The organism is Methanobacterium spitsbergense, assembly GCF_019931065.1.
Lineage (GTDB): Archaea > Methanobacteriota > Methanobacteria > Methanobacteriales > Methanobacteriaceae > Methanobacterium_B > Methanobacterium_B spitsbergense.
The window spans coordinates 1-19,317 of sequence record NZ_JAIOUQ010000008.1 but is presented as its reverse complement, the minus strand read 5'-3'; the positions used below and the strand labels follow the sequence as shown (position 1 = coordinate 19,317).

General features: G+C 29.1%; 18 protein-coding genes. 6 read left to right on the top strand and 12 right to left on the bottom strand.

The window, feature by feature from the left end; translation table 11 throughout:
* Nucleotides 1–94: 94 nt before the first annotated feature.
* The 7 genes from K8N75_RS07695 to K8N75_RS07665 all read right to left on the bottom strand — a co-directional run bounded on the left by K8N75_RS07695 (nucleotide 95) and on the right by K8N75_RS07665 (nucleotide 7,387).
* Nucleotides 95–2,029: an alpha-1,2-fucosyltransferase gene (locus tag K8N75_RS07695; protein WP_223791506.1), complete on the bottom strand. Its 1,935-nt coding sequence runs from the start codon at nucleotides 2,027–2,029 to the stop codon at nucleotides 95–97.
* An 887-nt stretch (nucleotides 2,030–2,916) separates the two neighbouring features.
* A complete protein-coding gene (albA, locus tag K8N75_RS07690) occupies nucleotides 2,917–3,195 on the bottom strand; it encodes a DNA-binding protein Alba (protein WP_223791505.1) in 279 nt (92 codons plus the stop codon).
* Nucleotides 3,196–3,817: 622 nt separating this feature from the next.
* Complete coding sequence (locus tag K8N75_RS07685) at nucleotides 3,818–4,651, bottom strand: zinc ribbon domain-containing protein (protein ID WP_223791504.1); 834 nt, start codon at nucleotides 4,649–4,651, stop codon at nucleotides 3,818–3,820.
* A gap of 39 nt (nucleotides 4,652–4,690) precedes the next feature.
* Nucleotides 4,691–5,095 (bottom strand): zinc ribbon domain-containing protein, encoded by a 405-nt coding sequence (locus K8N75_RS07680; protein WP_223791503.1) that lies wholly within the window; start codon nucleotides 5,093–5,095, stop codon nucleotides 4,691–4,693.
* Nucleotides 5,096–5,115: 20 nt separating this feature from the next.
* Nucleotides 5,116–5,568: a zinc ribbon domain-containing protein gene (locus K8N75_RS07675; protein WP_223791502.1), complete on the bottom strand. Its 453-nt coding sequence runs from the start codon at nucleotides 5,566–5,568 to the stop codon at nucleotides 5,116–5,118.
* A 127-nt stretch (nucleotides 5,569–5,695) separates the two neighbouring features.
* Nucleotides 5,696–6,703 (bottom strand): M48 family metallopeptidase, encoded by a 1,008-nt coding sequence (locus tag K8N75_RS07670; RefSeq protein ID WP_223791501.1) that lies wholly within the window; start codon nucleotides 6,701–6,703, stop codon nucleotides 5,696–5,698.
* A gap of 42 nt (nucleotides 6,704–6,745) precedes the next feature.
* Nucleotides 6,746–7,387 carry a zinc ribbon domain-containing protein gene (locus K8N75_RS07665; RefSeq protein WP_223791500.1) on the bottom strand — a complete coding sequence of 214 codons (642 nt, stop codon included), beginning with the start codon at nucleotides 7,385–7,387 and terminating at the stop codon, nucleotides 6,746–6,748.
* A 383-nt stretch (nucleotides 7,388–7,770) separates the two neighbouring features.
* On the opposite strand from K8N75_RS07665, the gene K8N75_RS07660 reads away from it, so the two are divergent.
* Complete coding sequence (locus K8N75_RS07660; protein ID WP_223791499.1) at nucleotides 7,771–7,998, top strand: DUF5683 domain-containing protein; 228 nt, start codon at nucleotides 7,771–7,773, stop codon at nucleotides 7,996–7,998.
* A 27-nt stretch (nucleotides 7,999–8,025) separates the two neighbouring features.
* Nucleotides 8,026–8,469 (top strand): zinc ribbon domain-containing protein, encoded by a 444-nt coding sequence (locus tag K8N75_RS07655; RefSeq protein WP_223791498.1) that lies wholly within the window; start codon nucleotides 8,026–8,028, stop codon nucleotides 8,467–8,469.
* A 193-nt stretch (nucleotides 8,470–8,662) separates the two neighbouring features.
* Here K8N75_RS07655 and K8N75_RS07650 read toward each other — a convergent pair whose 3' ends face one another.
* Nucleotides 8,663–8,854, bottom strand: coding sequence for a hypothetical protein (locus tag K8N75_RS07650; protein ID WP_223791497.1), 192 nt, complete (start codon nucleotides 8,852–8,854; stop codon nucleotides 8,663–8,665).
* Nucleotides 8,855–8,859: 5 nt separating this feature from the next.
* Nucleotides 8,860–9,342, bottom strand: coding sequence for an endonuclease/exonuclease/phosphatase family protein (locus K8N75_RS07645; protein ID WP_223791496.1), 483 nt, complete (start codon nucleotides 9,340–9,342; stop codon nucleotides 8,860–8,862).
* Nucleotides 9,343–9,642: 300 nt separating this feature from the next.
* On the opposite strand from K8N75_RS07645, the gene K8N75_RS07640 reads away from it, so the two are divergent.
* Nucleotides 9,643–10,395 (top strand): potassium channel family protein, encoded by a 753-nt coding sequence (locus tag K8N75_RS07640; protein ID WP_223791495.1) that lies wholly within the window; start codon nucleotides 9,643–9,645, stop codon nucleotides 10,393–10,395.
* Nucleotides 10,396–10,642: 247 nt separating this feature from the next.
* On the top strand, nucleotides 10,643–11,728 hold the full coding sequence (locus tag K8N75_RS07635) for a hypothetical protein (RefSeq protein WP_223791494.1): 1,086 nt from the start codon (nucleotides 10,643–10,645) through the stop codon (nucleotides 11,726–11,728).
* A gap of 74 nt (nucleotides 11,729–11,802) precedes the next feature.
* Here the strand turns inward: K8N75_RS07635 and K8N75_RS07630 are convergent, their stop codons facing one another.
* Genes K8N75_RS07630 through K8N75_RS07620 form a run of 3 tightly spaced genes read right to left on the bottom strand, consistent with a single transcriptional unit; the run spans nucleotide 11,803 to nucleotide 15,072 of the window.
* Nucleotides 11,803–12,606 (bottom strand): tetratricopeptide repeat protein, encoded by an 804-nt coding sequence (locus K8N75_RS07630; RefSeq protein WP_223791493.1) that lies wholly within the window; start codon nucleotides 12,604–12,606, stop codon nucleotides 11,803–11,805.
* Between the two features lie 13 nt (nucleotides 12,607–12,619).
* The gene (locus K8N75_RS07625) at nucleotides 12,620–13,234 is read right to left on the bottom strand and encodes a tetratricopeptide repeat protein (RefSeq protein WP_223791492.1); all 615 of its coding nucleotides are present in this window, start codon (nucleotides 13,232–13,234) and stop codon (nucleotides 12,620–12,622) included.
* A gap of 32 nt (nucleotides 13,235–13,266) precedes the next feature.
* Nucleotides 13,267–15,072, bottom strand: coding sequence for a DUF262 domain-containing protein (locus tag K8N75_RS07620; protein WP_223791491.1), 1,806 nt, complete (start codon nucleotides 15,070–15,072; stop codon nucleotides 13,267–13,269).
* Between the two features lie 314 nt (nucleotides 15,073–15,386).
* Here K8N75_RS07620 and K8N75_RS07615 point away from each other — a divergent pair, with 314 nt between their 5' ends.
* Both K8N75_RS07615 and K8N75_RS07610 read left to right on the top strand, forming a co-directional pair.
* Nucleotides 15,387–17,954 carry an MrcB family domain-containing protein gene (locus K8N75_RS07615; RefSeq protein ID WP_223791490.1) on the top strand — a complete coding sequence of 856 codons (2,568 nt, stop codon included), beginning with the start codon at nucleotides 15,387–15,389 and terminating at the stop codon, nucleotides 17,952–17,954.
* Nucleotides 17,955–17,976: 22 nt separating this feature from the next.
* A complete protein-coding gene (locus K8N75_RS07610) occupies nucleotides 17,977–19,230 on the top strand; it encodes a hypothetical protein (protein ID WP_223791489.1) in 1,254 nt (417 codons plus the stop codon).
* The last annotated feature ends 87 nt before the right edge of the window (nucleotides 19,231–19,317 follow it).

Below are 19,317 nucleotides of genomic sequence, written 5' to 3'. Positions count from 1 at the left end.
ATTCTAAACTTGAGATTATTTTTTTTTAAGCAAAAATGGCATAATTATTATTCAATATATCAAAAATGGATTTCAATCCATTTAACATACATTTTTAATCATTAACTTGATTATGGGTTATTCTTTCTTCATTGATGCCATATAAACTGTAGTGTACCAGTGGGTTTAAATTCAAGGTTTTTACATCACTATGAATTTCTAGATAATAGTCACCATCAAATGTAGGATTAGGTTTTCGCCCTTCCTTATAACCATGATAGATATAGTGAATTATAGGATCCTTACCAGATATTCTTACATCACTATTATTTTTTAAATAATAACCGATATTTAATAGATGTTCTTTTTTTATGGACTGATACCCTTTCATGTTTATTAAAGCATTTTTAATGCCGCTTTTTCTCATTCTGAGAAGTATATATAAACTGGGGAACCATGAAATTATACGCTGAATAATTGGTCTACCATTATTGTTCAAGTATTGAGTTTCATAAAAATGGGCCTTAAGACTATCATATTTAAATAAAATCTTTTTTTCAGTTTTTTCCATTTTCATGAAAGATTCATGATATGCTTTCAATTGTTTTTGTGTTTGATTAAGTTGCTTATCGGTTTGTTCAAGTTTGTATTCTGTTTTTTTTAGTTTATTATCTATTTCAGTCAAATGTTTTTCTGTACTTATTACTTTTGAGATGGTGTTCGATATGTTGTTTGAAAAAAGGGAAGAATAATTTTTAGAATTATGAATTTCACGAATTTCTAATGATTTTATGGTAATGTTAGACCCTTTATTTGTAGCTGGTTCTATCATCAAGTTGGTTAACAAAACTTCTTTTGATAAATATACGTAAATATCAATATCCTCGTTTTCATAATAATAGGAATGGAAGCTATTATTAAAATTATAGGTGGAAGAGTTTTCGGTGGTATAATTCAATCGTATAAGATCAGAGGATTTTGTTTTTAGGGATATTTTCATTATAACTTCATTATTATCATTCAATTTGTGAATTTCTTTTAAATATAATTTAGAATTATTTCCTAATGTGTGGATATTTAACATATTATTATCAACTTTTAAATCCACATTTTTAATTGAAGGAATATCTATGGAATATTTAGATGGGTTTAAACTAAATAAAATTAGACTAGAATCGTTGAAAACTTCACTATAATCATTCTTAATAGGATAAAAATGTTTACCCTTATCTATGTATCTAGTACCGGGTAGGCGAGAAATAAACCAGGGGTTTGGTATTGTTACTATTTTATCATTATTTCTAGATAACCAAGCACCCCACCAACTAAATGAACTATTGGCTATTATAAAATGTTTGCATAATGACATCAAACGAAGGTCTTCATACCCCTTTTCAACATCGTTATGTGTGATATGATATGTGGGGTGTGGAATATGGATATTTTTCTTAACCCATTGATGATCATTAGAAAAAATATAAAATTTAGGATTTTCAACTTGTTTCTCAATAAAAGAGACTGATTTATTGTAGTAATCAGTATCACACATCCCAAAATGAGGTTGATTATGATAATCTCCTCTACGAATATGCATAGCAACTGAGTTATGATCTAAGATATCTTCAGCAATTATTTTATTTTTTCCATTAAGAGGAATCTTAAATTCTAACTCATTTCTAATTATGTTTTCATTGTGTATGAAATATTTTTCAGATTGCCAATATCCATCAAAATATGCTGGAAGTTGTATGTTATTGAAATTATTTAAAGACGGAAAACCAGTTATTTCATTGAAAGAAGCTTCTTGATAATATTTATGTTTTGATGATTCTTCATCTATCTCATTTGAAAAGTTAATCGTTTCAATGTTTTCTTTAATATTGAAAAGTTTTAGACCATAAATGGAATGCCTCAAAGATTTAGAATATTCTGTATCAAAATAGGATAAATCAAATGATAGTTCAGTATTTAAATCATAGGATAATGAACGACCAAAAGCATATTGGAATAATTGATTTCCAAGACCTCCTTTTATTTTAACTGTTATCATGATAAAATTTCTCGTGATTTAATTTTTTTTAATTTCCATAAAACAATATGGCATTAATTCTATATTAATAATATACAAATTTCAATCAATCTTATAGTTAACCAATAATATTTCAGGTTATTTCGTATACAATACCCATTATTTTATTTTTAAACAGATCAATATGGCTTAAAATAGATTTCATTTATAATTATTCATATTCCCCAAGGAAAAAACATTTACCCTTTAAACTTCCTATTATACAAACTAATCAAAATAGTGAAAAGTAAGTTTCAAATTCAATTCCAATCTCACATTTGAGTCTTTTTCTACTAATTTTATTGGTAAACTGATACATCCTCTAAAGTTTCACCAAGCTTCGGTGAAACGAAGGCATAGTCTATTCTGAACCCAATTCCGGTATTATGATACCAAGTATATCTATCTGAGTCCTCATTTGAATTATACTTCCATAGGTCAATATTCCTAATTCTTCTAGTTTGATTAAATCGTTAGGATTGTATGGTAATTTTGGATTTTAAATTTGAATAAAAATTCCAAAATAAATAACTAGAATTATAACTTCTTTAAACTTCTTTATTGTTAGCCCAATGGTCTAAATATTACAAATCTAAATTTCCTGAGAATACTAATGAAGTATGCAGGCAACATACGTTCTTCTATTCTAAGATTCATTAATTATTTGCTCGCTTGAACGCTTTTATACCATTAAAAATGGAAAGGAAGCAATCGTAGAGATACTTTGACCATTGTCAACTATTGTAAAAATATAGTGTTTGATTTTCTGAAGTTTTTTAATACTTTAAATTATAAAAGTAATATTATTTATTTTATTCAGCGAAGTTTCTCCTTCATAAAATGAAAAGTGGATTGAATGGATTTCTTATTTATTCTGTCTTGCAGAGTTTTATTTCAATGGCTGAAACATTACTGTTTGATCCTTCTCTGCTGGTCATTTCTTCTGTGCTGATATCTATGGAACCTACTTCTAAATCGGTCATAAATCTGTTCCTTACAATCTCTGCAACATCAACTGCTCTGCTGATTGCTCTTCCTCTTGCTTTCAACATTACTTCGGGGACTCCGGTATTCATCTGAGTTACTACAGCTAATACATAGTTCATTACTGGTTTATTTCCAATGTATACGATATTTTCATCTGACATCACTTAAACCTCCAAAGAAATCCATTACACATAACATTATTTTTATAGTGTTATATCCAATTATCCAATTTGAATATATCGCAAATGATTTCATTATCTCATGATGAATTATTTTGATGGTTCATCTCATAGAATAGTGTCTTTGAAGTTATATCTGCAGGTGCTTTTTTTATTAGTTAATGAATTGATTATAGTATCCACATCATATTTATAAGAAGGATTTACTAGGATTCTGTGTATATCAATTATTGTATTATATTTTCTAATATTAATGATGAATAATTAAGAAATATCAAAGTGAAAAACTAATATTATTTTACAACTTCGTGATACTTCTCCGAAGTAAAACTTCAGTATTAATATAGATCGTTATATTTTTTGAAACGAGTATTCTACCGTAACTATTTCGAATTATATAATATTTAGGACTAATTATTGGATTAATAGATTATTCTTTTAAGAAGATGAATCCTCTAAGATGTGAAGATGAATTGTGAAAGAAGGAATAGTGCATTGTCCAATTCCGAACTGTGATTTCCATTTTTGTTTATTGACTTGTTACACTGCATCAGACTCTTGTGAATATAATTGAAAACTTATAAAAAATAATAATAGATTAACATTAACCGAATACACTCCAAAGAGTTACTAACAAAATAGTCAATAAGAATGAAAAATAACCAAATCTTAACTCTTTGATGTTAATTTTTTTATTATGGTATATTTTTTCCGTTAGTCGTTTCCATAATTTATTATCGTCTAATTTAAACTTGTTATGAATGATTGAACCAATTAGACCACCTATTCCACCAAGAAGTGAGTATGCTAATATCATTAATATTAACAATACAATTGATAAACTGCCTATCATTAAACTAATTATTGGATTAGGAGAAGCAATGTATTGTAATAAAGTATTCATTTCAGAGTAAAATGAAACCACACCAAATATTACTGAAGGCATTAAAACTAGTGCTCCATGTAACGCATTTTTTTTATAGTTTCCTTTTACTAAAAGACCAGCACATATACCAATAAAGATAATAAGTATTAGATAAATGCCCTTTGGAAGATTATTATCCGGTTGATTATTATCAATAAATAAAATAGAGTTGTTCCCAAGATCACCGAAGATAATTGAGCTTAAAATGAATATAATCACTGCTAAAATCGAAATAATGAAAAGTGCAGGAAAATCTAAAAAATCTAAAAGATTTTCCCGGCCTTTGATAGGCTTCATATATTCCCCACAAGATAAACAGTATTTAGAATCTTCGGGATTATTATTTCCACAAGAAGGACATTTTATCATTAAAACTGACGATTTTGTTAATCCTTCAATTTCTTCAATAAAAGTAAATTTTCCACCACATTCACAAATATCAAAATCATCTATTGATTCGCCTTTTTTGAGCTCATAATAGCCGCCACATTTATTACAAATTAAATACCCCATTTAATCCCCCCACTGAATTTGAGTTATAGTATAATATTTTTATTCTCTTAATTTTTTAAATAAACTTTCGGCTTCTTTCCTGATATCTTTTCCCCTTTCCTTTATAGAATCAATTGTTTCATCACTTACAAATTCATTAAGAGATTTATTATCAAATCCAATTTTCGTTCCACACTCTTTACAGAACTTACTATTGGCGGGAAGTTTTTTAGAACATTTGGGACATATTATTTCTTGATCTAAAACTATCTGTTGATCAATTTTTGTACCGCAGTCTGTGCAAAATTTAGTATTAGCCGGTAATTCTATAGAACATTTAGGACAATTTATTACTTGTTTAGACTCAATAAGTTCTGATATTTGTTCTATCTTTGTTCCACATTCAGTACAAAAAATTTTGTTTTTCTCACTTTCGTGTCCGCAGTTTGAACATTTTATTTTCATGTTACCCCAATATTTTATTATTAATAAATATTACTATAAACTTTGTTACCACAATCAGGACAAAATTTATCCTTTTTATTTAATTTATAATTACATTCAGAACAGTAATTATTTGATAAACTTTCCATATTGCTCTTATTATCTAAATTTAAATTTTTTTGATATCCTGATTTACTCTTAGCTACAACTTTCCCCTTTTCATATTTTTTTGTTTCTGAAATTACGCCAATTGCAAATATTGCATTGATTATAGCTAATATAAACAACCACGGAAACATAAAACCTGCGAAGAATTGAGGTATTGCTAAAATTAACCATAACCAACCAAATGCATTCATTATCATAGGGCTTTTTGTTATATAGATTGCGACAGCAAAAATCAATATTAAAACTCCATATGGAAAAGCTAAAATTAGATTAATTACGCCCCAAATTCCTAACCAACTAGCTAACTTATCTGGATATTCACTCATCTTATTACCACACATAATTGAATAATATAGTTTTTTTCGATTTTTTTTAATATTATGTTAGAATAATTTGTGAATGTGTCTGGAAATTCGTTTGATTTCATGAAGTTCGTCAATATCCTTCTATCTTTTAACGAGCCCATAATTCATTTCCACATACCCCACAGAATTTTTCTTTTCCTTTTATTTTAGATCCACATTCAGTACATGTTCGATGATGTTTTGATCCACATATTCCACAAAAGGTTTGATCGCAATTAAATTCAGCCCCACATTTTAGACAGATTTTGTCTAAATCTTCAATATTCTTTTTGCAATGAATATCAAGTAGTTGTTGGTATTTTCCTTTTTCTACCCATTTCATAAGCTCAAATGCCCTCATAACGGACCAAGGATGGTCTAAATCCAAATTAAACAATGTTTTATACGTTTTGTATGAAAGATCTGAATCTAGGCTCATGAATTCTTTGGCTTGATTTATAAATTCATCGGTGTCCATTTTATCATAGAGTTTTGGTGGAACACCGCTTAATTTCATTTCAACATGTATGGCAACTTCAATATCTTGACAAGCTAGTAATCCTGCTCTGTCTGCTGTAAATTCAGACATTTGACTCCAATAGTTTAAAGCCTTCTGTAAAGATTCTTGCAATAGTCCACCAAAACCAAGTGTAATATCAGTAATTATCGAACTCCAATAAGAAAATGTATTAACCATATTTTTGTATGTTGTATGACCGCTTTTGATATGGCCTGCTTCATGCCCTATTACACATAAAAGTTCTTCTGGAGTTAAATATTCAACCGCTCCTGAGTTGAGCATTATTATTGGTTCTTTTGAGCCGATAGTACTTGCATTGATATCCCAACCGCTATTTATGTACATATCTGGAATTTTTTTAAGGTAAATATTATTACAGGCTTCTTGTAATATTTCATGAATTTCAGAAAAATGATTGTGTGTGACTTTAATTGAGCTACCAGTATGAATTAATCTTACTTGTTTTTCCACATCTTTCATTTGATTTATGCCGAATTTCTTTAATCCTGGAGTTTTTTCTAATGTTTCAAGAGCTTTTCTATCCAGTTTATGTTCATACTCATTAGGATTTAGCATTAAAAGTTGTTCACTGGCCATATTTTATCAACTCATTAGATAAATTAAAAACCAAAGACTTTGTCATGTTTTTGACAAATTTTTGAGATATGTTATTTTACCTCCACATTCGCAATGGACACTGAAATCATCTCTACTTTCAAATGATTTAAGTTTATAAACACCACCACATTGATCACATAGTAAATACCCGGGATTTGGGTTATCGATTCCTTTTATTCGCACGGGCTTAAACTGCTCAATTTTAACGTTTGGAGGTACTCGAGATTTTTTTATATTATTATCTATAAGATTGTCTACATTTTTTAGTAAACTCTGACTTGATTTATTAATAGTTACTAAAGATTTATCAAGCCAGTTAGACTTGTCTCTCTTTAAAGTTCCTTTAGAATGTCTAATTTTTTTCCCACATTCCGTGCAGAATTTAAGTCCTACTTCAACATCAGCATCACAATAAGTGCATGTATTTAGTGGGCTAGGAGCATTAGTTTGAATTTTAGTTCCACATTCTGGGCAGAATTTAAGTCTTGCTTCAACATCCTCGTTGCAATTAGGACAATTAATAATATCCTCTGAGGATTCTGTAACAATATCATTTACTGTCCCGATGGCCACCCCACATTCTACACAAAATTTACTTCCTTCAGGAACTTCTGCATCACATTTATTGCACGTTATAAGATTATTTGATTTATTTTCATCCATAAGAAACCCCGCCTAAACTTATATTTGCGAACTATCATCATTTCAACCCCGGATTGAAGTGGACTTTTTCCATTAATCAAAACCCTTCTAGAACATGAATATATTCAAACATAAGAGTATAAACAATTAGTGATATGATTGTGGATAAATACATTACTATTAATTAAGAGATATTGTTTAAATACCATCCATTTTTGGTTATTGTAGAAAACTAAAGCTTTCATGTCCTCGAATGAAATAAGGAGGGGAATAAATAGTGTGTATAAATGATAGATGTTGTTGTTATGTACTAATATTCTAAGAGTTAATTTTTCAGTCTAAAAAGTTAATTTTAAATATATTGAGTATTAATATTCTATATTAATTAATTTGGGGGTTAATGTATGGAAAAAAATCCGTGGATCGCTGTACTATTATCATTTCTAATTGTGGGACTAGGTCAAGTTTATAATGGACAAATATTGAAAGGACTAATTCTGTTTATATGTGCAATTGTTACTGGATTATTGACATTCATATTAATAGGGTGGATTTTACTACCAATACTTTGGGTCATTAATTTATATGATGCTTATATCACTGCTCAAGATATTAATGCAGGAAGACTTTAATTTTCTAATGTTTATAGAGGTGTTTGAATGGTAAATAAGCGTTTAGATAGATCAATAAGCCAAGATGAAGATATTTCCTGTCCTCGGTGTTCTGTGCTTAATAATCCTAATTCTAAGTTTTGCAGAGAATGTGGAAAACCATTAGTAGAGAGTTCTCCTACTACAAACGATGTTGATATTTCCTGTCCTCGGTGTTCTGTGCTTAATAATCCTAATTCTAAGTTTTGTACGGAATGTGGAAAACCATTAGTAGAGAGTTCTCCCATTAAAGAAGATAAACTGAATGAAAGGATAAAAGGAGACGAAGATCCTATAGGATCTCTAATTCAATCATGGGAAAGATTAGTTGGGAAAAGACGTGTGAGCATGAAATCTAAATGCCCAGAATGTTCTGCTCCAATACATCAAGACTCAAAATTCTGCAGAAAATGTGGAGCAACCATACCATCAACCTCCTTATCTGAAAAATGACCAGAACAATAAAATATTTAATATATAAATTTGATCTATTAGTATATTCCAGAAACTTTCCAGAATTAAATGATAATGATTAATACTGAAGAAGAATTTGAAAAGGAACAATAATAGATTTAGAAGTTGTTGGCCAATTTCATAGAATTTTATACATTTTCAGTAAAAAAATATTGAAGATTTATATTTTAATTCAGATAACTACCAGTGGTGAATGGTCTGATATTTTAGATTCCCTGATTTGAGAATCTGAATAAACAGATACATCCTCTAATGTTTCAGCAAGCTTTGATGAAACGAATGCATAGTCTAATCTGAAGCCAGTTCCAGAGTAGTGAAACCAAGTATATCCGCTAGACTCTTCTTTTGCATTGTACTTCCACAAGTCTATTATCCTAATTCTTCTAGTTTCATCAAATCCTTGGCATTGTATTCTGTTTTATTTGAAGAATCTGCTTTTGTGCAACTGTTAAAGTCACCTGTTATCAGTACTTTATTATCAACTTGCTTCTCAGCGTAATCTAATATTTTCTTCCAAAATAAATTCTTTTGAGATCCTGACTTGTCTGGAACATATACTCCAAGCACATATAAATCCATGATGGGAATATAAACTTCAACCCATATATCCTCAACATTCTTGGTTATAAATTCCTCTTTACTTGCAATAAATGAACCGAACTCACCATTTTCATTAGATGGTTGAGTTTTATACCCTTTCTCAACTAATTTAGCTATAATTTCTTTACCGTTATCATTTTTAATAAATTCTGTGAGTACAATCATATCAAAATCATTGTTCAAAAAGTAATCCACAATTTTATATGTTCGTTTCTCCCCACCGAATCGAATGTTGAAATTTAAAATTCTCATTTAGCTCTCCCCTAATCTTGAAAATAATAGTTAAAAACAATTATATAAGCATATTATTCGATTATTCTTTAGTAGCAAATAATATTGATATGTTTCGCATCAGATTAAATGTGATGTATTTTATTTTGATAGAAAGATTTTACTTTAGTCTCAAATCTTTCAAAATAAAATATAAAGTATTGAAAATGGATATTAAAGTTGTTAATCCTCTGAATCAACGTGATATCCATATGATTAAATTGAAACTAAAATAGTAAATGTTAAGTGATAGTTTAATTGATTTAGTTTTGGGTGAGTCTATTGAATTTGGTTATATTGGATAGGATGAAGAATTATAAAATAGGTTTGTTTGTAGAGGGGATTATTTTAGTATTGATGCTTTCTGATATTTTTTTGTTAACTTCTTTATTGTTCTTTTCAGTAAGCCCTGAAGTCTATACAATGATTGTATATTTTGATCTATGTGTTGTATTGATATTAATTCCTGAATTTTTATACCGTTTTTCGAAAGCGGATGATAAAAAACAGTTTATGCGTAGTAATTGGACGGATATTCTTGGTATGGTCCCTGAGATATTAGTTGGTCCTATAAGTACTGGTTTCCGTTATTTTAGATTAATACGCATTATTAAGATTCTTGCATTATTTAAGAAAGAAATACGACATTTATTGGATTTGTTACATAAAACCAAAATTGACTATGGTATTTTCATTGTTTTATTGATTTTATTAAGTAGTGCTACGGTACTTTATTTAGTGGAATATGGCGTAAATGGAGATATAAACAGCTTTGATGATGCATTTTGGTATTTATTAGTAACTGTAACAACTGTAGGGTATGGAGATATTTATCCTAAAACCGATGTTGGAAGGGTAATAGGAGCAATTATAATGTTCACAGGAATTGGATTTATGAGCTTTTTAACAGCTACTATCACATCAGCAATAGTAAAAAGCAATAATGATAACAAATCCGATGAACTCCACAATAAAATAGACAAACTTCATTCAGAAATAAAAGAACTTAAAGAAGTCATCAAATCGAATAAATAATTTTTTATAAATTAGATTATCAAAAACAGAATCAAACTGTGAATAGTTGGATAATTCTAATATCCATGATTGACGATTCTTAGGTTCTTCTACTCCTACAATATTAAATGTAAAAATTTAAAATTCGTATTTTTTAACCCCTTATTTAAATATAATATGAAATAAATATTTCTTTTATTATATAGTAATTAATGTAATCGTTTAATAAATAATCATTAAGTTTTAGGTGGAATTAGGAGGTTTTATTTTGGCAGGAAAGATTTTTCTACTTCAGGAGGGGAATGAGCTGGTTGAGATGGAAGAGAAAGAGTATGTTTCAGAAGATATTTTACAAGATCTAGTAGCGAAGTATCCTAACTTATTAGCAGGGGATGAAATGAATGTGGATATACCGAGAAGATGGCTATTAGTTCAAAGAGAACTTGATATATATTCTGTTGATGAAATGGGATCAGAAAAATTATCAATTGATCATCTATTTTTAGACCAGGACGCTATTCCCACAATCGTTGAGACAAAAAGAAGCTCTGACGGTAGATTAAGAAGAGAAGTGGTGGGACAGATGATGGATTATGCTTCTAATTTACTTGTTTACATCCCTGTTGAAAAAATCATATCCAGCTTAACTTTTACATACCCTACAATGGATCAAAATGAATTACTTAAAGAGGAGCTGGGATTGGAAATAAGTCCAGATGAATTCTGGGAACAAGTAAAAACCAACTTACAGGCGGGTAAAATAAGATTAGTATTTGTTGCAGATATTATACCTACGAAACTCAGAACCATTGTTGAATTTCTTAACATACAGATGGATCCTACAGAAGTCTATGCAGTCGAACTCAAACAATACGTAGGTGAAGGATTAAAAACACTCATACCACGACTTGTGGGGAAAACTGCTGAATATCAGGCTATGAAACCTACTCAAAGTGAAATATTAAATGAAACAACTTTCTTTGAACAGTTAGATGAAAAAACAGCAGTTTTTTACCGAAAACTCTTAGACTATGCTAAAGAAAAACAATTATTAGTTCTCTGGACACCCAAAGGATTTTCATTAAATATTGTTAAAGATGAAAATAATATCAATATAATTAGAGGATACAGCAATTTGAGTGCATATGGGCAGGCACTTTTTGTCACAGTCGACAGCATAAGAAATAAAATTTCTAATGGAGAGTCAATCGTAGAAGAATACAAAGATCTAAAAGATTTTGCAACTGAAATAAACGATGGCTACTGGTTTGATATAACAAAAATGAACGACGAACAAACAAATAGATTTTTTGAGGTTGTAACACATATAATTAAAAGAATAAATAAATCATGATAAATTAATTATTTAAATTTTCCCCGTAAATACTAATTCTTTCAATAGAATTGAATAGTAATTTTTTATAATTTTTAAACTTCTAATCCTAATTTTCTAAAATCCATTTGAGAAACATGGGGATTTTTATCAATCAAATTTTTAAAGGTTTTATCATACCCTAAGCTTAGTACAATACCCTTAACATTTTTTTCAGGTTCTATTGTTTTTATAGCATCCATGTATCCTGTAATTTGTTTATATGTTTTACTGGTAGCAGGAACAACTTTAAGTTCGAATATTATAAAATCACCAGTTATAATACTTTTATATAGTAAATCAATCCTTTTCCTGTCTTTTAGAGCGTATTCTTTTTCTTTAAACTTTATATCTTTACCTAATACTTTTTCTATTCGCCATGGTTCTTTTATAAGTTTAGTTTGTAGATCTTTTTCACGTATTATCTTTTTCACATTTAGATCGCTTAACTTCTCTTCCCATTCACTTGCCAAATTAAGATTTTCAGTTTTTTTAGCAGCTTTTGATCCATAGAATAATGCATAAGCATTAGCATCTGCATTGTCAGGGTCAATGTTTAAAGACTTTTTTGCAGCTTCGATAACTTTTTCATATTGATTCTCAGTATAGTAAAGCCATGCCATATTAGCCCATGCCAATGCATTTTTTTCATCAATTTCAATGATTCGCTTGCATATCTTCATTGCAGTTTGAGGAGACCCTTGCTTCCTATAAATAATAAGTTTTAAAATTAAGGAAAAAATATCATCCGGTTCCAAATACAGTAAATGATTAATAATCTCCAATGCACGATCTGGATCACCAAGTTCATAATACATTAAATCTTTAGAATATAAACCAACCACAGATTTTTTGCTCATTTTTAATGCTTCATCAATATTTTAATGCTTCAGCGTAATCGCCTATCCTAGAATACATCCAACCCCTATCAAACATAATTAATAGTTTTGTTACGTATATTCCTTCATCTAAATCACATTTAGAATTTTCAATACTTTCTATTGATTTATTATAAAAATTTGAAGCTTTTTTATAATCTAACTCATTTAGACAAGCTTTTGCTTTTTGATAATATAAAAAAGGAGTATCATCACATAATTCAAAAGCTTTTTGAAAACAATTTTTTACTTCAGAATTATTTTCATGAGTTAATGATAATAAACGACCTTTTATCGCCCATAAATAACCATTATTAGAATTTTGTAGACTATCATCAATTATACTTAAAGCATCTATTGTTTTATTTAAACATGAAAGTGATAAAGATTTTCCAATTAAAGCCTTAAGGTGGTTAGCGTTAATATCAAGAATCTTGTTATAATAGAGTAGTGATTCTTCATATTTCTCAATGAATGTAAAAGTTCTACCGAGTGCATATAAACAGTCCAAACTTTCAGGGTTCTTATCTTGTGCTGTTTTGAATTTAATTAAAGCTTTATTAAACTCTCCATTTTTATAAAGATCTTTCCCTTCATTATAATCATCCACATTAACCACCTCTTAAATATGTTATATCCTGATTAAAATAATCTCTTCCTGATTTCATCCCTTAATATGGCTTTTCTTCTTTCAAAGAATTTTAAAAAATCCTGGAATTCTAAACTTGTGTTAATAGGGATATAATTATCCGATAAAAATTTGTCAATATCTGGAACATTTGGAATTTCATCAGCATTTTCACCCTTTAACCAATCTTTAAATGGTGTTTTATTTTTACTTTCGTTTTCAGAACCTTCCATTATTTGTAGATTAGGTAGCTGGTCTTTCAATAATTGCCAATGTTTCCATTCTTCTTCGAGTATTCCATATTTATTGAGTTTTGCATTTGTGAAAGAACTTGCAGGGTGGATATGATCCTGGTGTAACCTTACAAGCCCAAATTTGATGTTTGGATATAAAAGTGAAAGTATCATGAATGTATATGGTCCCTTTTTATTTTCCAATAAGTCTTCAACATCGTCTTCACCAATTTTAAAGCGTTTATTACCTGTTAGTTCGAGATTCTGAATGAAATTGCCAAGATCAAAATTTTTATATCTAAGGATATAATCTTCTTGGCTTTTTATTCTTAAAGCATCTCTCATGTTTGTTAAAACACTATCTCCCTGACCACCATAGATCTTTTGAATTAAGCTTTGTATCAGATAAATTTTAAGATCATGTTTAGTTTTCTTAGTTATTTGGCCGCCTTTCATTAAATAATAGGCTAATGGGATAGTTGCATTTAAAGAAGTGAGATTTTTATCGTTAAATCCAAAATCAACTAACAAATCAACCATATTCTCAATTGATAATTTGATATCTTCCCAATTTCCCATTATCTTATAAATATTGTCTTTTTTGAAGCTTTTAACTGTGAAAACTATGGGAGCATCAGTTAACACAAGGCAGGCTCTCATTATGAAATCATTGTCAAACTCGAATCCTTCCCCTTTTTGATTAATATTTTTCAATAAAAAATCTATTTCATCTCTAGCTTTTTCCCATCTTGCTACAATAGTTGAAAAGAGAAGATCTGATTTTGATAATTGTGTTCCTCCGCTATTAACTCGAACAAAAATATCTAAAATTTCGTCTAAATTTTGTTCATCTAACTCATAGAAATTAATTAACTCTTCATTAGTGAGTCTTGTATGGAGAATTCTCAATATTTTTTTGATTCTAGCTTTGTTTTCTTTGATTAAATTAATAAATTCATTTGTCAGGTGTTGAGTCTCTATTAATTCGTCGTAATATTTGTCAATATCTGGATCTTTTTCCCATTTTAAAATTTCTTTAACTTTGAACCATAACTGATCATCTCTGATTTTGAACCAAAGTAGATCTTTATCAAATTCTTCGTAATCTTCTTTTGATAAAAATTTAAATTCGTAAATTATACTTTCATCAAGTTTTTTAGTTGGAAACAGGTTTAAATACATCTCCCTCTTTGGGAAAGCTCCCTTACTTTCAATTCGATAATGCTTTTTTTTATATGCATAAGTACCTTGAAGAGCAATATACATTGAACTTAATCTTTGCTGACCGTCTAGAACTCCGATTATTTTATTTTTTAGCTCGGGTTTAGGGGCCACTTCGTTAAAAAAATTATCTCGTCCATGGTATTCTTGAATAAACTTGTAAAAAGTATAATCATCTTTGGTATCACCTACGACTGACCAAAAAAGAAAAGTACCTATTGGATAACCCCTCATGATAGAATCAAAAAGCATTTCAATCTGATCATATTTCCATACAAATTTTCTTTGAATTGCAGGTAAATAAACTTCATTTTGAGATATCTGAGACATCATATTTCCAATAGAATCTGTATTATACTTTTTCATAGTAGATCCAACTCAAATTTAAATAATTAATCTAATCAACCAACAATAATAATTTCATGCCCCTCATAAAAACTATAAATCTTATTCTGACTATAAAATTGTTCGAATTGTATATTATTGATAATAATCTTCGGTACATAAATAAATGAGAGATTTAGTGACTTGTAATATTTACTTATTAGATTCTTCAAAAAGCTCTTTTGGCATCTAAAATCCTTGAAAATTTAGCTCTATCATTATCGATTATCTTAATCTAATTTATGCGACAAATTTATTAGTAAAAAACTAGAATATCCTCTATGGGGGAGGGTGAAATGTTTGGTGATGATTTTAAACTGATTTTAGATAATTATCTTAACGAAAAAGTTAAAAATTTTAAAGATAATAAATTTGCAGAGAGAATGAGGTCGGATTTTACTAATAATCTTAAAAATAACGTTGATAAGTTTATAGATGTTGATAACTATGAAATTAAGATATCTCATGGACAAGGTAGATGGGCTACTATTCCTTGGGAGGGTATAAGGAATTTCGAATGTTCAATTACCTTTCAAGATGGTCTTTATGTTGTTTATTTATTTAGAAAGGATATGAGTGGAATATATCTATCTCTTAATCAAGGAGTAACAAATATTAGAGGAGATAAATTTGAAATACTACAATCTAGAGCCTCAAACTTAAAAACTAACTTAAAAACGATTCCTAAAGGTTTCAATGAAAACCCTATTGATCTAAAAGATAGAAGTTCTAAAACAAGATTATATGAAGCTGGAAATATTATTTCTCGGTTTTACTCATTTGATGATTTATCAAATGATTCAGATATAAAAAAGGACATTGGTGCTATTTTAGAAACATATGAGTCTATTATACCCTACTATAAAAGTCTTGCTAATTGGGAAGCTTATAAATTATTTGTAGAATCTATAAAAAGTGTTAAAGAATCTTATAATAAAGCAGAAGATAAAAAAGTATTTGAAAAATATGGACATATTTTTCATCCAGATAATCTTGACAAGCTCAGTAAAGAAGATTTTGTGTCGTTTCTTTCATTTAAGAATAACAAACATTGGCATGGGATTCAAAGATTAAGCACCACTATTACTCAGGACATGGATAAACTAAAAGAAGGTTTAAAGATTCTTTTAGATGAGTCTAAACCTATTAATGAACGTTTTAATGAACTTATGCCATTAAAAGGTAATAATTATGTTAAAGGATTAGGTAGGGCGATATTGACTCCAATTTTATCAGTTGTATATCCTACTGAATATGGTGTGTATAATAGTAAAGCAGAGTTAGCAATGGATAAAACAGATTTTAAACCTAAATTTGATAAAAATATTAGTTTTGGTGAGGAATATAGTCGAATAAATGAAATTTTAGTTAAATTAGCTAAAGAAAATGATTTAACTCTTTTACAACTTGATGAAGTCTGGGATATAATTGTCGGTCATTTTGATCATGAGCCTAAAATATATTGGGTAACTATTGGTAAGGATTTACAGTCTAATTATGGAATATGTATGGATAATAATGTTTGGGGTATAAAAGAGGAAAACAGAACCAAAGCAACGAAGTTAAAACTGGGAGATTATCTTTTAATATATTCCTCAAAGTTTGGCTTTACTCTTTGTAAAATAGAATCTGATACATTTGAAGGTAATTCTGTATTATGGTCCGATGATCCTTATCCCATTAGAGTAGATATTTCTGATCCGATTTATCATGAAGATAATAAACCTGATGAAATCCATAAATGTCTATTAGATGCTAACAATGTTCCTTATAAAAATGGAAGTGCATGGGGTAGAGCAATTGGTGGTGCTGGCGGAATTTTAAGAGAGATTAAATCCAATGAAATAGAATGTTTATTTGATAAATTAGGATGGAATTACCCCATAGTTTCAGTTGAACAAATGGAACCTCTATTTTTAAATCCTCTTGATATTGATACAAAGGATATCAAATTAAAAGAGGGAATATTAGAAAATATTTGTGCTCTTCTTAATTCAGGTAAACATATTTTACTTACAGGCCCTCCAGGTACTGGTAAAACTGATCTAGCTAAACACATTGCCAATGGAATAGTCGAAAAAAAGTTTTCAGAAGGATATATATTAACTACAGCTACTTCTGATTGGAGTACATTTGATACCATTGGAGGTTATATGCCTGAGGAAAATGATGATTCTCTTAGTTTTTATGAAGGAAAATTTTTACAAGCAATAAAAGAAAATAAAACACTTATAATAGATGAAATTAATCGTTCGGATATAGATAAAGCATTTGGACAACTATTCACAGTTCTATCCGGTCAAGGAGTAGAATTACCATTTATTTCAGATAAAGAACATGTAAAAATTATTCCAAATGACGGGGAAATAAAATCTTGTCTACAAGTCGCAGAATATTCTGTTGGTAATAATTGGAGAATTATCGCTACAATGAATATTTTTGATAAAAATTCCTTATTTGAAATGTCCTATGCTTTTATGCGACGTTTTGCATTTGTATACATTGATTTACCCGAAGATATTGATTACAAAAATTTAATAAAAGAATGGACTAGCGATATCGATAACGGATATACAGATTTAATTGATAATCTTCTTAAAATCAATGACTTCCGTCCAATGGGACCTGCTATCCTAAAAGACATATGTGAATTTGTTAAAGCAAGAGTACAATTATCAGATTCTAAGAACAACATAAACACTGAAATATTAGTTCAAGCTTTCATTTCATTCATTGTTCCACAATTAGAAGGATTATTACTCACAGAAATAAAAGAAATATGGAAATCCTTAGATGAATACCTAAAACAAGACCCTGAAATTATTAAACGCTTTAAAGAAACCGGATTCAACATGGGAACATAAAAATAATAGGAAAAAAGTTTTTATGAAATCAAATGTTAAATGGGATAAAAAAGAGGTTTATGAATATATAAAACCTAGACTTTGGCTATACCTATTTAGAGAATCTTCCCCAAAGCTAAAAATCAATCCAGAGAATCTTGAAATCGGAGAATCACATATAGATATCCTCAAAAGAGTACATTTTCTTTTAAGCGCAGAAGTTAAAGACTTAGTAAATATTCTACCTCAACTTATGCGTAATCTATCTCATTCTACCCAAAAAGAGGTTATAAGATCACAAGGAATCATAAAAGGCAGAATAGATTGGAACCTAACATATAAAGAAAGATATGGCTCAGGATATAATGATAAAAGCATTTTCATGTGCAAACCCGCTTCAAGAATGTATGACCTTCCCGAAAACCAAATTCTAAAATATATATTAACTAACATAGCAGAAATCGCAGAAACATTTCAATTTATCAAACCTGAAGAAAATATTGAAATAGAATATCTCAAAGATAACTGGCAAGACGACATAATAGGAAGTAATCATACAATAAAAAAAGCGCTAAACAATATTTACATCCAAAACCTAACCAAAACCAAAAGGATCAAACCAAGAGATCTGCAAAGACTCAGAACACATCGAAACAGAATATATAGAAACGAAATCCTCAAATGCTACGAACTATACGATAAAATATTCCACAATAACCAACTAGAAACAATCAAATCCCTCATAGGAAACCAATTACTCAAACCAACCAAAGAAGAAGATCTATACGAAATATATGCACTATTCCACATAATCGACCAATTAGGAACAAAACAAAAAAATACCCCCAATTCAACACTAGATATAAACCTAATAATGGCCCACCAGAAAAAGCCATACACAGCACAATACCAAGACCCAGAAACCACTATCAAAATATACTACCAACAAATACCTTGCCCTTTAGCCCAAAACAGCCAATACAAAGACATACTAAAAAAATACTCCTTAAACGTCCGAAGCAGACTACCCGACATAATACTAGAAATCGAACAAAAGAACAAAATACAATATAAAATAATCGAAATAAAACTAACCGAACGCCGAGAATACATAGTAGACAGCATGTACAAACTACTAGGATACCTCAAAGACTTCGAAAAATGCATAAACAACTCAAACAATCCAAAAGGAATCCTAATCATATGGAATGGAATAAAAACAGAAACAATAGAAACATATGAAGAAGAAGAAATTCTAATACTAAATAATAAAAACTTAAACAATTATAAATTTTAAGATTTGTAAATTAGACCAAAATTTTTGAGGCAGTCAAGTTAATGGGTGTTGGGGTTTGTGAAAAAAAATTTCGATTAACCTATAATT